The sequence below is a fragment of the Paraburkholderia sp. LEh10 genome, assembly GCF_017814945.1.
Classification (GTDB): domain Bacteria; phylum Pseudomonadota; class Gammaproteobacteria; order Burkholderiales; family Burkholderiaceae; genus Paraburkholderia.
This window is the reverse complement of the sequence record NZ_JAGIPX010000001.1, coordinates 341,479-356,201: the sequence shown is the minus strand read 5'-3', so window position 1 is coordinate 356,201 and position 14,723 is coordinate 341,479. Positions and strand designations below refer to the sequence as shown.

Annotated in this window: 12 protein-coding genes; 4 read left to right on the top strand and 8 right to left on the bottom strand. The window is 62.9% G+C overall.

Translation table 11 applies throughout. The features are described from left to right. Positions 1–198 precede the first annotated feature (198 nt). From J8I87_RS01665 to J8I87_RS01650, 4 genes are all read right to left on the bottom strand, one after another. On the bottom strand, positions 199–1,620 hold the full coding sequence (locus J8I87_RS01665) for a tyrosinase family protein (RefSeq protein ID WP_209929686.1): 1,422 nt from the start codon (positions 1,618–1,620) through the stop codon (positions 199–201). 500 nt (positions 1,621–2,120) lie between these two features. Further along, positions 2,121–2,876, bottom strand: coding sequence for an amino acid ABC transporter permease (locus J8I87_RS01660; protein ID WP_209929685.1), 756 nt, complete (start codon positions 2,874–2,876; stop codon positions 2,121–2,123). After that, positions 2,873–3,604 (bottom strand): amino acid ABC transporter permease, encoded by a 732-nt coding sequence (locus tag J8I87_RS01655; protein WP_209929684.1) that lies wholly within the window; start codon positions 3,602–3,604, stop codon positions 2,873–2,875. Before J8I87_RS01655 ends, J8I87_RS01660 begins: the two co-directional genes overlap by 4 nt. A gap of 86 nt (positions 3,605–3,690) precedes the next feature. Further along, positions 3,691–4,512 (bottom strand): ABC transporter substrate-binding protein, encoded by an 822-nt coding sequence (locus J8I87_RS01650; protein ID WP_209929683.1) that lies wholly within the window; start codon positions 4,510–4,512, stop codon positions 3,691–3,693. Positions 4,513–4,978: 466 nt separating this feature from the next. Between J8I87_RS01650 and tauA the strand changes: the two genes are divergently transcribed. The 3 genes from tauA to J8I87_RS01635 are packed head-to-tail and all read left to right on the top strand — an operon-like array spanning position 4,979 to position 7,661. Beyond that, positions 4,979–6,013, top strand: coding sequence for a taurine ABC transporter substrate-binding protein (gene tauA, locus J8I87_RS01645; protein ID WP_209929682.1), 1,035 nt, complete (start codon positions 4,979–4,981; stop codon positions 6,011–6,013). Then, complete coding sequence (locus J8I87_RS01640; protein ID WP_209929681.1) at positions 6,010–6,789, top strand: taurine ABC transporter ATP-binding protein; 780 nt, start codon at positions 6,010–6,012, stop codon at positions 6,787–6,789. The genes tauA and J8I87_RS01640 overlap by 4 nt, the downstream gene beginning before the upstream one ends. Further along, entirely contained in the window at positions 6,735–7,661 is a 927-nt protein-coding gene (locus J8I87_RS01635; RefSeq protein ID WP_409518712.1) for an ABC transporter permease subunit, read from the top strand. The genes J8I87_RS01640 and J8I87_RS01635 overlap by 55 nt, the downstream gene beginning before the upstream one ends. A 530-nt stretch (positions 7,662–8,191) precedes the next feature. Here the strand turns inward: J8I87_RS01635 and J8I87_RS01630 are convergent. From J8I87_RS01630 to J8I87_RS01615, 4 genes are all read right to left on the bottom strand, one after another. Next, entirely contained in the window at positions 8,192–9,262 is a 1,071-nt protein-coding gene (locus J8I87_RS01630; RefSeq protein ID WP_209929680.1) for a substrate-binding domain-containing protein, read from the bottom strand. Positions 9,263–9,300: 38 nt separating this feature from the next. Further along, positions 9,301–10,536, bottom strand: coding sequence for an SfnB family sulfur acquisition oxidoreductase (locus J8I87_RS01625; RefSeq protein ID WP_209929679.1), 1,236 nt, complete (start codon positions 10,534–10,536; stop codon positions 9,301–9,303). A gap of 110 nt (positions 10,537–10,646) precedes the next feature. Then, positions 10,647–11,702: an ABC transporter permease gene (locus tag J8I87_RS01620; protein ID WP_209929678.1), complete on the bottom strand. Its 1,056-nt coding sequence runs from the start codon at positions 11,700–11,702 to the stop codon at positions 10,647–10,649. Continuing rightward, positions 11,699–13,198 carry a sugar ABC transporter ATP-binding protein gene (locus J8I87_RS01615; RefSeq protein WP_209929677.1) on the bottom strand — a complete coding sequence of 500 codons (1,500 nt, stop codon included), beginning with the start codon at positions 13,196–13,198 and terminating at the stop codon, positions 11,699–11,701. Before J8I87_RS01615 ends, J8I87_RS01620 begins: the two co-directional genes overlap by 4 nt. Positions 13,199–13,476: 278 nt before the next feature. On the opposite strand from J8I87_RS01615, the gene J8I87_RS01610 reads away from it, so the two are divergent. After that, complete coding sequence (locus J8I87_RS01610) at positions 13,477–14,718, top strand: acyl-CoA dehydrogenase family protein (RefSeq protein WP_209929676.1); 1,242 nt, start codon at positions 13,477–13,479, stop codon at positions 14,716–14,718. Positions 14,719–14,723 lie beyond the last annotated feature (5 nt).

Sequence of the window (14,723 nt, the reverse complement as noted above, 5' to 3'; positions counted from 1 at the left end):
TTGCCGCCCTTACCCGTTCCTTCCCACTCTTTATATATACGAAAAGGCATCGGTTGTGCGCTCCTGACAAGAGCGCACAACTCGTTGACAGCTATTAAGTTAGACATCCGTTCACATACAAGAACTGACTCACCGCCGGGTGGAAAATCAAGGTGCTGCAGGAGAAACCACTGGACCATCAGCAAACCTCAATACCGGTCAGGGTCTATCGGTTGACAGTTCGACGCGCATTTCACCGACAATTAACGCGGTCCCCTTCGGGGAATTCGGCCCATTCACGCGCACAAGCGATATTACGGCCTCGTTCAGATCCGCGACACCGAGATTCTGCAACACGTCGCTCAACGGCAGCCTCAGCGTGCCACCGCCGTGGTGATTGGCCTCAGATGCTTCAAACGCGCCAAACGTGCCAATGAAATGCGCTTGACTGGCGGCGTCCGCGTTGCCGGCGGCAGGCAGGTTCAGATAGATGTTGTAGTAATAGCCGCCTTGTCTCCCGAGTCCGGTAACAACGAGCTTGTCCAGCACGAGGTACGGGTATTGGAGCGTGGTCGTGCTCGCCTCGGAACCCGCCGCGGCCGCCGATAGCGCATCCTTCAACGAAGAAATGTCCGACGCTTGCAGCGGCAAACGTGCGCTGACCGATGTCTCGTTGAGCGTCATGTTCGCGACGCCGCCCAGCGAACGCCGGCTGCTCGAGATTGTGCGCCCAGGCGTATTCGCAAAGTTGCCGAGTGCAGGACGGACGACGATCGGTGTAGGCTGCGCCTGGACGCGGATGATGCGCCCTTCCTGGGCGTTTGGAGGCAACGCGGACGGCACATTGTTGGGTTGGGCGTACTGATAGTTCAGAAGCCCGGGCCGATAGCACTTCGACTTCGCGATCGAGAGGTTCGTCGCATAGGTGAACGACCCCGACCAGTACGAGCTGCTTGGCGACGGCACGATTGTCGGAGGCTCGGCGCACCACGCGTCCCACAGCCGGTCGACATTCCCGTGGTGCAGATAGAAGATGGGATCGGTAGGCGACGACATATCGGCCATCCATCCGCCGATAATGTTGTGCACCGGGTTGTGAGGAGCCGATTCGAACGACGCCTCAAAGGAGTTCGACGTTCCACGCTGCATGTTGATGATTTTGGATGAGAAAGGCGCCATCGTCAGCGCACCGTACACGTTGGTATTGACTCGCCCGGTGACATATAGCGGATTGCCGCTGGCCGCATCAGTGAACTCGCTCGGCATATGGGGATACTTGTAGTAATCCCAATACGGCAGCGCGAGCTTGCTGTCTCCCGACACCGTTCTCAACTGCTGCTCGAAATAGTACAGGTAGCCTCTGTGCCAGGCGAGGAAGTACGGCACCATGTGCGGACAGTAGTTCAGGTGCACGTTGACCCAGTACTGCCATGATGTGGGCTTGGTGGCATCCGTCACCGCTTTCATCAATTTCACCGCATTCAGAAACGACGCGTACTGCGGCGTCGCTTTGAACTGCTGCCATTCCAGCCGCGTGAGCAAGGTTGTCTGGCTAAACCCTCGTACGGGTAGCGACATCAACGCAGCGGCCGAGGCGGAACCCTTAAGAAAAGAGCGACGGTTAAATCTGTTCGTAGCCATTTAGATTCTCCTCTGGACGGAGATATCGGCGTGGATTGATTTTTGGATTTTCCGGTGGAGTTCGGTGATGCGAACGCGAAGGCGCTCTACCCGCCGACTAGCTATACGATAGCCTGGTGCTCCGTGAAGGCTCGCATTATCAGCCGAGAACTGTGCGCCAGCGCACATCGCTTCAGGAGAAAGATTTGTAGGCGCCTACGGATCATGGAACCTTCCTTGGTGGCCCAAGGATGCGTCGTAACTGACGGTTAGTTGCGTAACTTATCGCTTCGCCATACCCCCGTCTGGCAGTACGAGGGCTGCGACTTGGATTCTATCGAAGCGTTTAGCGCGCCCGCTCGCGTGTAGAGGCTGGTCCGCTACTGCGGGGCGCCGGTAGCCCCGGTCGTGTTCCGAGCGATTGGCTGTGCGCGGCGGCGGCGCTTGCGCGCGGAAGGGCAAGACGGGATCGCCTGCCCGCGTAAGGGGCGCGCCGCCGCGCGGATAACAACCGATTGCACTTACGTTATCCGCCCGGATGCGATGAAAGACCGAAGCACGCGAAGCAACGGCCGACGAAGCTCTGATTCCGTTTTCATCGACTTCTCGCGACGCCCGAGCAGCATGCGGGCAAGTCCCTGCAGCGCGCTGCACAGCAACAGGTAGATGAAGCCGACGAACAGGAAGATCTGCGCCGGATACACCATCAGCCGGTTGTTGAGCTGGTTCGCGAGAAACGTGAACTCCGGCACGCCGACGATATACGCGAGCGACGTGTCCTTGATGAGCGACACCCATTGATTGACGAACGAAGGCATCATCACGCGCGCGGCCTGCGGCAAGATCACTTCGCGGAGTGCCTGCCAACGCGTCAAGCCAAGCGACAGCGCTGCCTGCCGCTGCCCATCTGCTATCGACACGATGCCCGCATGCACCGAGTGCGACAGATACGCGCCGCCGATCAGTGCGAGTGCGCACATCACTGCCGCGAGACCGGGCACGTTCACGTGCAGCAGGATCGGCATCAGGAAGAAGGTCCAGAAGATCAGCATCAGCACGGGAATGGCGCGGAAGAATGCGATCACCGCAGTCAAAAGCAGATGCACGTAGCCGCGTGTCATCGCCAGCGTGACGCCGCCCGCGAGTCCGATCACGGCAGCGAGCAGCGCGGAGACCACCGAGAGCGCGATCGTCAGCGCGACGCCGCCCAGCGGCCCCGAAGGAAACGCGCCGAGCAGCAGATAGCGCAGCGACGGCAACCAGTTGAAGTCGCTCATGCGCGGCCTCGCTGCGACGTACGGACGCCTGTGTGCTGCCAGACGACGAGTGCGGCCTCGATGACCGCGATGGTCAGCACGTACAACACCGTCGCAGTGCCGAACGCCTGAAACGTCCTGAAGCTTTCGGTATCGACCTGACGCGACATGTACGACAGTTCGGCCACGCCGATCGCCATCGTCAGCGACGAGTTCTTCACGACGTTCATGTATTGCCCGGCGAGCGGCGGCGTCGCGATGCGCAACGCCTGGGGCAGGACGACGTATCGCAGCGTCGCATAGCGACCCATGCCCAGCGCGGCGGCGGCCTGCTCCTGTGTACGGCTCACGCCGCGCATCCCGGCGCGAAACTCTTCGCCGATAAAGGCCGTCGTGTAGCACGACAGTCCCAACCAGCCTGCGAACAGTTCAAAGCTGGGCCAGCGCAATGCGACAGGCCCCAGATTCGTTGCATGCGGCGTGTTGAGCCACGTCATCCATTCGGAGGGAAGCAACGCAGCAGCGCCGAAATACCAGAACAGCAATTGCACAAGCAGCGGCGAGTTGCGGAATACGAAAACATAGAGTGCGGCGGCGCGCGCCAACGTGGCGCTCCGTGAAGTGCGCGCGACGGCCAGCGCAAAGCCGAGCAGCGTCGCGCAGATGCCCGCGCACGCGGACAAGATCAGCGTGAGCGCAAAGCCCTGCTCCAGCCATGCGAGATATTTCGGTTCAAGCCAGGTTTGCATGATCGGCAAGCGAGAGGCGGAAACAACAAAAGCCCCGGCCGCCCGATGTTCGGGCGCGCCCTGGGCATCAAAGGCGACGACTGGATTCAGCTGCTCTTTTGCGGATCGCCGATCTTGAAGAGTCGCGGCAGCGGCGCAGCGCTCTTCGGTCCGAACCACTTGTCGTAGATGCGCGAGGCCTCGCCGTCCGCTTCCAGCTTCGTGAGCGTGTCGTTCACTACGTCGAGCAGACGCGTCTCGCCTTTAGGCACGCCGACGCCTTCGTAGTCGTTCGAGATCGTGAAAGGCGGAATCTCGTAGCTGCCCTTGTCCGGCACGCGCGCAAGCAGCGCGACCAGCTTCGGACCGTCCTGCGTGATCACCTGCACGTTACCCGTGCGCAGCGCGGCGAATGCGAACGGCGTATCGTCATAGGCCACGATGGTCGCGTTCGGAAATCTCGCGCGTACCTGCTGTTCGTTCGTCGTGCCCTTGTCCGCGCCGATGCGCAGGCTGTTGAGCTGATCCGGTGACTTGAGCACGCCCTTCTTCGCGATGAACTGCGTACCCGATGCGAAATACGGCGTGCTGAAATCGACTTCCTTCTTGCGCTCGTCGGTGATCGTGAAGTTGGCGAACACGAGATCGACCTTGCCCGACTTCAAAAACGCGATGCGATTGGCCGGGTTGGTCGGCTGGACTTCCAGCTTGACGCCCAGACTCTTCGCGACGGCGCGCGCATAGTCGACGTCGAGTCCGACGATCTGATTGTCTTTCGGATCGACGTAGCCGAATGGCGGGTTGCTGTCGAACGCCGCGACGCGCAGCACGCCCGCCTTCTTGATGTCGTCCAGACGATCCGCATGCGCGGCATTCGATACCGCTAACAGTAGTGCTGCGAGAACCGCGCCCCAAGTCTTGATTTTCATTGTTGAGATTCCTTCGTTCGTTGCGCCGGCGCGCCGTTGTGGTGCGTCGGCGCGGCCTACTGTAGCCGCGTGAGATGCGCGAGGGAACGAAGTTTTTCTCAGGTAGAAAGCAGGCGTGGCGATTTGGCGTGGACTTCGCGCGTGCAGGAGAAGCCAGTGAATGCCGCTGAAACCGAAAGCATATGAGCGCGGCTGCCATAGCGTTATATGCATCGCTACGTTGGACGGCCCGGCGCAACAATCGACATCGCTTTCTCCTCCTGAGCGGGTCGTCCTGCCGAAGCAATACTGCACACGTCAACCGTTCGTATGCCTTATTTCTCATGATCAACTGACTGTCGTTTGTTTTGTAGTCAGCCGCTCGATGCAGCGCTGATGGCATGATTTGCTACGCACAATTTATTCGTAGGCGCGGCGCGCGAAGTGGCTATAGTCGTAGGCTTCATCACATCACTTTGTCCGCTCCATGAAACATTCGATCCATCGCCGCGCGCTGCTCGCGGGCGCCGCTTCCTTCGTGCTTGCCGCCGCTATTCTCGTGCCGCTTCAGACGCGGGCAGAAACGCGCGAGGTGGTCATCGGCTATCAGGACATGGTGGTGCCCTGGCGCTACGCTCAGGCAAGCGGCGCCGTCGAGAAGGCCACGGGCTATAAGGTCACCTATCGCAAGCTCGGCAGCGGCGCGGACGTGATTCGCGCGCTCGCGTCGGGCTCGATACAGGTGGGCGAAGCGGGCTCCAGTCCGATCGCCGCCGGCCTCTCGCAAGGCGTCGATCTTTCGCTGTTCTGGGTTCTCGACAACATCAACGACGCCGAGGCGCTCGTCGCGCGCAACGGCTCCGGCGTGAACAAGCTCGCGGACCTGCAGGGCAAGACGCTTGGCGTACCGTATGTGTCGACCTCGCATTTCCATGCGCTCGTCGCGCTACAGCAGGCGGGCGTCGACCCGTCGACCGTCAGGATCGTCAACCTGCGTCCGCCTGAGGTCGCAGCCGCATGGGAGCGCGGCAACATCGATGCGACGTATATCTGGGACCCGGTGCTCGCGAAGGTCAAGCAGAACGGCAAGGTTCTGATCACGTCGGGCCAGGTCGCGAGCGAATCGGGCAAGGCGACCTTCGACGGCTTCGTCGCGTCGCGCAAATTCGCGCAGGACAATCCCGCTTTCATGACGGGACTGGTGAAGGTTCTCGCCGATACGGATGCGCAGTACCGAGACCACAAGGCCGACTGGACGGCGGGCTCCCGTCAGGTGCAGGCGGTCGCGCAGGAATCCGGCGCGAACGCCGCCGACGTGCCCGCGAGTCTCGCACTCTACGCATTCCCGAGCGCGGTCGAACAGGCATCGCCGACCTGGCTCGGCGGCGGAAAGCAGTCCGGCGCGGCGAAGTCGCTCGCCGCGACGGCACAGTTCCTCAAACAACAGGGCACGATCCAGAACGTGCTCGCGGACTATTCGACAGGTGTCGATCCGCGCTTCGCGCAGCAGGCAGCGAAATGACCTCGTTGTCCATCCGCAATCTCGGCGTCACCTACGACGGCGCGAGCACGCCTGCGTTAAAGGGCGTCGACCTGCAGATCGGCAGCGGCGAGTTCGTCGTCGCGCTGGGCGCGTCGGGATGCGGCAAGACCACGCTGCTCAATTGCCTCGCGGGCTTTCTCGATCCGACAGAGGGCGAAGCGTCGCTCAACGGTGAGCCTATCGTCGGGCCGGGCGCGGAACGCGGCGTGGTGTTCCAGAAGTATGCGTTGATGCCGTGGCTCGACGTGCTCGACAACGTTGCGCTCGGCTTGCGCTTTCGCGGCGCCAGGCGCGGCGATCGGCACGCAATCGCGCGGCGCACGCTCGCCCTCGTCGGCCTCGGACAGTACGAGCATGCGAACGTGTACACGCTGTCGGGCGGCATGCAGCAGCGCGTGGGAATTGCGCGCGCGCTCGCGAGCGATCCCGAAGTGCTGCTGATGGACGAACCGATGGGCGCGCTCGACGCGCTCACACGCGAAAGCGTGCAGGAGCTCGTGCTGGACGTGTGGGCACGTACCGGCAAGACGGTGTTCTTCATCACGCACAGCGTCGAGGAAGCTCTCTTCCTCGCGACGCGGCTCGTGCTGATGACGCCCGGTCCAGGACGAATCGACGAAGTGCATGAACTGCCGTTCTCGCGCCAATACATCCGCGATCGCGATGCGCGCGCCGTGAAGTCGTCGCCCGCGTTCATCGAATGGCGCGAGCGGCTCACGCGCCGCTTGCACCGCACGGAAACGGAGGCGGTGTGACCGAACCTGCGTCGGAAGCATCGTTGTCCGCCCGGACGATTGCGCCGCGTACTCTGCGGCGCAGCGGGCGCACCCGGCGAGGCGCGCGCTATCGCGGCATGCCGGGCGCGGGTCCAACCGCCGTGCCAAGCGCACTGTGTGTCGCGACGCTCGCCGTGCTGTGGTGGGCCGCGACCCATTTCCATTGGCTGCCGCCGCTCTTTCTGCCCTCGCCTGAAGCCGTGTGGCGTGCGTTCGTCGATGCCTTGCATGGCAGGCTTCAGGGCGGACTGCCCCTGTCCGAGCATCTGCTGTGGAGCGCGATCCGCGTGTTCGGTGCGTTCGCGCTGGCTGTCGTGACGGCTGTGCCCGTCGGCATTCTGATGGGTGTGAGCCGGATCGCGCGTGGCGTGCTTGATCCGCCGCTCGAGTTCTATCGGCCGCTGCCGCCCCTCGCCTATCTGCCGCTAGTGGTGATCTGGTTCGGCATCGACGAAACCGCGAAGGTCGTCGTCATATGGCTCGCGTGCTTCGCGCCCATCGCGATGGCCGCGCGCGCCGGTGTGAGAAGTGCGACGCCCGAGCAGGTGAACGCGGCATGGTCGCTCGGCGCGAGTTTCCGGCAGGTGGTGTGGCACGTCGTGCTGCCCGCAGCGTTGCCCGAACTACTGACGGGCCTGCGCATTGCCGTCGGCTTTGGCTGGACCACGCTCGTCGCTGCCGAGATGGTGGCCGCGACGGCCGGGCTAGGTCAGATGGTGCTCAACGCCTCTAGCTTCCTGCGTACGGATGTGGTGGTGATGGGCATCGTGCTGATTGGGGCGATCGCGTGGCTGTTCGACTTCGGCATGCGCGCTCTGGAACGGCGGCTCGTGCCCTGGAAGGGCCGATGAGGCGCGCGAGCGCATATCATGAGACGCCTCGCTCCACGGACCGTCACGCACATGGAACACGCCATCACGACCATCGAGCAGCTCAACACGCAGTACGGCGCGCCGCACGAACGCGCGCTCTAGAAGGAGGTCGAACGACGGTGCGCTCACTGCGCGTTCAGCCCGCGCAGCCTCTTCACCGTCCTCGCTGAGCCTCACCTGCGGTCCGCCAGTAACACGCACGATTTCGCACGGCGGCTTCGGCATCGGCTCATCGTCCGCAAAGGCGGTTGCGCACCGCATGGCAAACGCCAGGGCCGATTGCCGGTTGGCGAAGTACCCCAGGTCGCCCAGCGACGTCGCTTCGCCATCTTCCTCGAGAATCGATACGCGCGACGCGAACAGCCGGCCTCTTTTCGCCGCCGACGTCTCGACGGCTTTACCACGGTGATAAAACAGCATGATGTCTCCCAGGTTGCGCGCCGCCTTCGTTTTGCAGCGGTTCGAAGTGACGCTTCGATCGTGCCAGCCTGTGTCACGCTCCTCGCGGCTTACTGCGCAGCAGGAATCCACGCAGCCGTGGCTGCATCACTCGAACGGAAGGCAGGGAATTTCGCGCCGAGGTCCGCAATCGTCTTGATGTCGTTCTTCACCAGATCGTCGCGCGTGATCAGCGTCGGCTTCACCACGATGTGATGACCCGGATCCTGTCCTGCCACCAGCAACGCCGCCGCGCGCACCGACACGGCCCCGACCACGGCGGGATTGGTCGCCGCTGTCGCTACCCATGCGCTGCCGGGTGCGCGGATCGCTTCGATATCGGCAGTCGAAATGTCCGCGCTGTAGATGCGCAGCTTCGACGACAGCTTCGCCTCGTCGGCGGCCAGCTTGGCGCCGCGCGCGAATTCGTCGTACGGTGCGAACACGACGCGAATCTCCGGATGCGCGCGATACGCCGCCGACGCCTGATTCGCAACGGACTGCGCGATCGGATTATCGACCGTGCCCCAACGCGCCTTCTCCTGCACGTTGGGATGCGCGCGCTTGAAGTCGCGCCACACGGCGTCCCGCCTGTCGAGCGGCGCAAAGCCCGCCACGTACACGTAACCTGCTGCGAACGCATCGCCGTTGTCCTTCACAGCCTGATCGAGCAACAGCGACGCCAGATCGTGATCGCTCTGCTCGATTTGCGGCACTTTGCGGTTGGCGAGATCGACGTCGAAGGCGACGACCTTGATGCCTTTGTCCAGCGCACGCTGCACGACGTCTTTCAGGGACTCCGGCAAGCCGTGATTGACGATGATGGCCGACACGCCCAGGCTGATTGCCTGCTGGATCTGCTCGCGCTGCTCCGACGCATCCTGGCGGCCCTCGTAGATGCGCAAGTCGACACCCAGCGCCTTGGCCTGCTTCTGCGCGCCTGCTTCGTAAGCCTGGAAGAAGTCGCCCGTCGACAGATAGTTGACGAGCGCGATCCGCACACCGCCCTTGTCGAACGGCGCCGGTGCGCCTTTGAGCGGCTCGGCCTGCGCGCAGACGGCAGAGAGCACGGCAGCCGAGCACAACGTCAGCGCGCCGAGCGCACGCACCCAGACCGAACGGCTTTTAAACAGCGATTTCATCGAAAGTCCCCTTGTGTGATGCCTGATAACCGGCAGCGTCAGTTCCATGCGTGACGTGCCGGTTTCACGCCGTTCAGATAGTAGTTGCCGACGAGGTGATACTTCCATCGGACGGGATCGTGCAGCGTATGCGTGCGCGCATTGCGCCAGTGACGGTCGAAATTGTGTTCGCTCAATGTCGACTGGGTGCCGGCGAGCTCAAAGAGCTTTTCGCCCGCCAGCAGCGCAATTTCGGTCGTCAACACTTTCGCCTCGCCGACGGCCACCGAGGCGCGCGCGACATCGTCTTCCGTGGTCGCGCCTTTGGCCGAGAGTTCGTCGATCACGCGTGCGGCGCGTTCGAGCAGCGCTTCGGCTGCATGCAACTGGATATGCAGGCGGCCGATCTCGCGCAATGTGAGGGGATCGTCGCTGGCGTTGTCGACGCCGCTGTCTACCCACGGGCGCGTGCGCGTGCGAACGAACGCCAGCGTATCGGCAATCGCGGCTCTCGCGATGCCGGCATCGATGGCAGCCTGAATGATCTGTGAGACGGGGCCATTGAGCGTCGGTTCGTCCGATACGCGCTGCGCGGGCAACACGAGAGAAGCCGGCACGCGCACGTCTTCCAGCGTGACCGTGCCGCTGGCAGTCGTACGCTGGCCAAAGCCGGACCAGTCGTCGATGACTTCGAGACCCGGCGTGCCCTTCGGGATATACGCGAGCCACGCCTTGCGTTCTTCATCGAGGCCGAGCACGGGCACGAAGTGCGCGAACAGCGCACCCGTCGAATAGAACTTCGCGCCGTCGATCACATAGTCGTCGCCGTCACGCCGCACCGTGGTCCTGAGGTCGAGCACGTTCTTCGTGCCTTTCTCCGAGAAGCCATTGCCGAAGCGTTTGCCCGCCAGGATTTCCGCAAAGAAATAGCGCTTCTGCTCTTCGGTGCCTGTCAGCGCGATCACATCGACCAGGCCGAAATGATTCTGCGGCAACTGGCCAAGCGAAGGATCGGCAGCAGAGACGATCTTGATAACCTCCGTCAGCGTGACGAACGACACACCCGCGCCGCCATACGCCTTCGGCACTGTGATGCCCCACAGGCCCGATTGCGAGAACCACTCGGTTTCCTCACGCGGCAGACGGCGCTCGCGATCGCGTTCGGAAGCACCCGCGGCGATGCGCCGCGCCAGCTCATGCGCGACGGCAATGGCTTGTGCATCGTCGGCGATCACGCGCACCCCGCGAGCATTCGCATCCGTCTTTTGTTGATCCGTTACGTCCGTGTCGGCCATGAATGTCTCCCTTTGATGACTATCGGCACAATCTAGCAACGCTCGTCACGAACACAAACTGAGCGATTTGAAAATGGATATGACGTCGGATTGCAGATGGTTTTCTCGTCTCACACACGTGCGCCCGAACGCGAGCCGACGCTGAATGTGAAGGCCAGTGCAAACACGAGCAGCACGCCCTTGATGAAATCCTGCATGTAGTACGGCGCGTTCAGCATCGTGAGGCCGTTGAGCAGCACACCGACGAACACTGCGCCCACCACCGTGCCGAGCACGTTGGGCCGCTTTGCACCCCATACCGCGTAGCCGACCAGTGCCGCCGCAACGGCGTCGAGCAGCAACGAATGCCCCGCGCTCACATCGCCCCGGCCGACGCGCGCCGCAATCAGCACGCCGCCCAACGCTGCAATCGTCGACGACGCGACATAGGCGGCGATGCGGTAGCGGGCCGTCGGCGCACCCGCGAGGCGCGCGGCCGTTTCGTTGCCGCCGATTGCATAGATCACCCGCCCCCAGCGCGTCGCCTCCATCACGAAGCACGCCACTGCCGTCAACGCCAACAGCAGCAGAACGGGCAGCGGCACGATGTCGAACAGGCGCGAGCGTCCCAGCGCGAGAAACAGATCGGGAAAGCTGCCCGTTGCTTCAGTGCCGTCGGGCAGCACAGTGCCCGTCGCAAGCGATCGTCCGCCTGTCGGAATCAGTTGCAGACCCGCCAGCAGGAACAGCGTGCCGAGCGTGGCAAGCTGGTCGGGCACGCGCAGACGTGTGATCAGCAAACCATTGAACAGGCCCGCGACCACGCCGAGCGCGAGGCAGGCCAGCACGGCGCTCCACGCCCCGCCGTGCCATACGATCAGCACGTAGCTCGCGGCCATCTGCGCCGTTGCCGCGACGCTACCCACCGAGAGATCGAAGCCGCCTGCGGCCAGCGTGATCGTGACGCCTATGCCCAGCAGCGCAACGATCGAAACGGCCTGCAGAATGCTCAACAGATTGTCGACGTTCAGAAAGGCAGGCTCGCGCACCGCGAACACGACGATCAGCACCGCAAGCACCAGCAGGATGCCCGTGCGTTCCAGATGCTCGCGCAGACTGCCCGCGCGCGGGCGCGTCGTCGGTTGGGTAGGGACGTTCGTCGTCACAGGCGGGTTGGTCGATTTCATGAATGTGTGAAAGCAACAAAAGAGAAAGAATCGGCGGGTGCCGCGCGCTCGAGTGTCGTGCCGCGGTCGAAATGCACGACGCGATCAGCGATTTCGAATGCTTCTTCGAGATCGCTGACGAACACCAGCGTTGCGCGCCCTGCCGCATGCTTGCGCAGCAGCGCGACGATGTCGGCGCGCGCGCCTGCATCGACGCCCTGAAACGGTTCGTCGAGCAGCAACAGCTTCGATGGTTCCGTGTGCCAGCGCGCGAGCACGACTTTTTGCTGATTGCCGCCCGACAGACGCGACAACCGGTCGTCCGGTCCTGTGCAACGCACGCCGAATGCGGCAATCGCGTCGCGGGCCGCCGCCCGCTCCGTCTCGCGGCGCACGAAGCCGCCTCTATGCCAGCGGGACAGAAACGGAAAACTGAGCGTGCCCGCGATCGATGCGAACGGCACGCTGTCCGGAAACAGCGACGAGCGCCAGCGGTCTTCTCCTGCGAGGTAGACACCCGCGCGAATCGCGTCAGCGGGCGAACGTGGATGCCATGGCTTGCCGAGCAACTGCATGTCGCCTTGCACGGCTCGCGTTTCGCCAAAGATGGCGCGCGCGAGACGCGATTTGCCACCGCCGACGGGTCCAGCGATCGCCACGATCTCGCCTTCTTCGAGCTCGAGATCGAAAGGTATCGAGGCAGGCGTCAGCTTGAGATCGCGCACGCTGAATAACGTATTGCCCGGTGTATCGCGGTCACGCGCCGCAGCGCGATCGGCGGGCAGCGCATGGCCGATCATCGTTTCTATCGCGGCGTCGAAATCGATGGGCGGACGCAGATCCGCCACGATGCGGCCATCGCGCATGACGGTCACGCGGTCCGCGATGCGGCGCAAATCACCTAGCCGGTGAGACACCAGCAATATCGCCGCGCCGTCGGAACGCAAACGCTCGATCAAGGCGAAAAGCCGCTCCGCTTCCGGCGCAGAGAGACTCGCCGTAGGCTCATCGAGAATCAGCAGCGAAGGATTGCCCGCTAATGCACGCGCGAGCGTCACAAGTTGCTGCCCTGCCAGCGACAGCGTATGCAACGGCGCGGACAGGTCCACATCGAGGCCGACGCGTTGCGCGAGTGGCCGCGCGGCATCGACGCGCGCCGCTGGTGTCATGCGCCACGCGGACGCCCCATCGCAAAGCGGGTCGAGCAACAGGTTATCCGCAATGGACAAGCTCGGCACCACGGCATCAGCGATGCTCTGATGCACGGTGGCGACACCAAGCCGTTTGGCCTGCTGCGGCGACGATGGCGCGAAGGATTCGCCGCGCAATGACAGCGCACCGCCATCCGCTCCATAGACACCGCTGATTATCTTGACGAGCGTCGATTTGCCCGCGCCGTTTGCGCCCATCAACGCCACCACTTCTCCCGCATGGATGTCGAGGTCGAGATGGGTCAGCGCAGTCGTCGCGCCGAATCGCTTCGTCACAGAGACGACCTTCAGGACAGGCTGATTCATTGCAGAGAGGATCGCTTTTCGATGCATGACCTTTCATGCTAGACAAACTCATCCATGTGGCAAACGAATCGCTCTTCATATGCTTAGTATTCTGAATCGATTGATGGGGACTTCTGCCTCCGCAGTCATACCGCCGCTATCGCCGACAAAAGTCGCCATACGGATAACGATCTGCCAATCCGTTATTTACGAGCGGCAAGCGGTGATTTTTATACTCACCTGAGTTCAGCGCTCAATGCGCATCGTGGGCTTCGTTACCGTTATTTCAAAGGATCTGCATGACCTCATCGCACTCCGCCGATCTTTCCATCGGAACCGACTACGAATCACTCGCCAATCGCTTTCGCCCCATCTTTGCGCGTATCGCCGAAGGTGCGGCACAGCGCGACCGTTCACGCGAATTGCCGCATGAAGCGATTGGCTGGCTCAAGGACGCGGGCTTCGGCGCATTGCGGATACCTGTCGCGCATGGCGGTGCCGGTGCATCGTTGCCGCAACTGTTTCGGCTTCTGATCGAACTCGCCGCTGCCGATTCGAATCTGCCGCAGGCGTTGCGCGCACACTTCGCTTTCGTCGAAGACTGGCTGAATGTGCCGCCGGGTAATGAACGCAATACCTGGCTCGACCGCTTCGTGAGCGGGCAACTGGTGGGCAGCGCGTGGTCCGAAGTGGGCGATGTCGCCGTCGGCACGCTGTCGACCAAGGTATCCCGACGCGATGGCCAGTTCGTGGTGAACGGCACGAAGTACTACAGCACGGGCAGCATCTTTGCGGAATGGATCGACGTGCTCGCGAAACGCGAGGAAGACGGCAGCGACGTGATCGCCGCCGTCAGCACGAATCAGCCCGGCGTGACACGCAAGGACGACTGGGACGGCTTCGGCCAGACAACCACGGGCAGCGGCACTACGGTATTCGACAATGCCTGCGTCGATGAACACAACGTCATCCCATTCGAGCGGCGCTTCAAGTATCAGACCGCGTTTTATCAGCTCGTGCACGTCGCGACACTGGCGGGCATTGGTGCGGCCACCATGCGCGATGTCGGCACACTGGTGCGGCAACGCAAGCGTATCTATAGCCACGGCAACGCGCAGCACGTGAGCGAAGATGCGCAGATCCAGCAGGTGGCGGGCGAAATCGCGTCATGGGCCTATGCAGCACAGGCTCTGACCGGGCAGGCGGCGCAGCCCTTGCAACGCGCGTACGAAGCCCGTTTTTCCGACGATGCCGAAGCGGAGCATCGCGCCAACGTCGATGCCGAAATCGAATCGGCGCAAAGCCAGCTAGTCGTGTCGGATCTCGTGTTGCGCGCGGCGACGCATCTGTTCGATGCGCTCGGTGCGTCGGCGACCAGCACCACGCAGGCGCTCGACCGTCACTGGCGCAACGCGCGCACCGTGTCGTCGCACAACCCGCTCGTCTATAAGGCGCGCATCGTCGGCGACTGGGTGATCAACGGCAAGGAGCCGCCGTTTAACTGGAGCATCGGCAACGGCCCTGGCCGTGGGAGCAAGTGAGCGTC

What these genes read in the sequence shown, in the direction of transcription:
- J8I87_RS01665 (WP_209929686.1), bottom strand. Translation starts at nt 1,620, where the DNA reads ATGGCTACGAACAGATTTAACCGTCGCTCTTTTCTTAAGGGTTCCGCC.
- J8I87_RS01660 (WP_209929685.1), bottom strand. Translation starts at nt 2,876, where the DNA reads ATGAGCGACTTCAACTGGTTGCCGTCGCTGCGCTATCTGCTGCTCGGC.
- J8I87_RS01655 (WP_209929684.1), bottom strand. Translation starts at nt 3,604, where the DNA reads ATGCAAACCTGGCTTGAACCGAAATATCTCGCATGGCTGGAGCAGGGC.
- J8I87_RS01650 (WP_209929683.1), bottom strand. Translation starts at nt 4,512, where the DNA reads ATGAAAATCAAGACTTGGGGCGCGGTTCTCGCAGCACTACTGTTAGCG.
- tauA (WP_209929682.1), top strand. Translation starts at nt 4,979, where the DNA reads ATGAAACATTCGATCCATCGCCGCGCGCTGCTCGCGGGCGCCGCTTCC.
- J8I87_RS01640 (WP_209929681.1), top strand. Translation starts at nt 6,010, where the DNA reads ATGACCTCGTTGTCCATCCGCAATCTCGGCGTCACCTACGACGGCGCG.
- J8I87_RS01635 (WP_409518712.1), top strand. Translation starts at nt 6,735, where the DNA reads ATGGCGCGAGCGGCTCACGCGCCGCTTGCACCGCACGGAAACGGAGGC.
- J8I87_RS01630 (WP_209929680.1), bottom strand. Translation starts at nt 9,262, where the DNA reads ATGAAATCGCTGTTTAAAAGCCGTTCGGTCTGGGTGCGTGCGCTCGGC.
- J8I87_RS01625 (WP_209929679.1), bottom strand. Translation starts at nt 10,536, where the DNA reads ATGGCCGACACGGACGTAACGGATCAACAAAAGACGGATGCGAATGCT.
- J8I87_RS01620 (WP_209929678.1), bottom strand. Translation starts at nt 11,702, where the DNA reads ATGAAATCGACCAACCCGCCTGTGACGACGAACGTCCCTACCCAACCG.
- J8I87_RS01615 (WP_209929677.1), bottom strand. Translation starts at nt 13,198, where the DNA reads ATGAATCAGCCTGTCCTGAAGGTCGTCTCTGTGACGAAGCGATTCGGC.
- J8I87_RS01610 (WP_209929676.1), top strand. Translation starts at nt 13,477, where the DNA reads ATGACCTCATCGCACTCCGCCGATCTTTCCATCGGAACCGACTACGAA.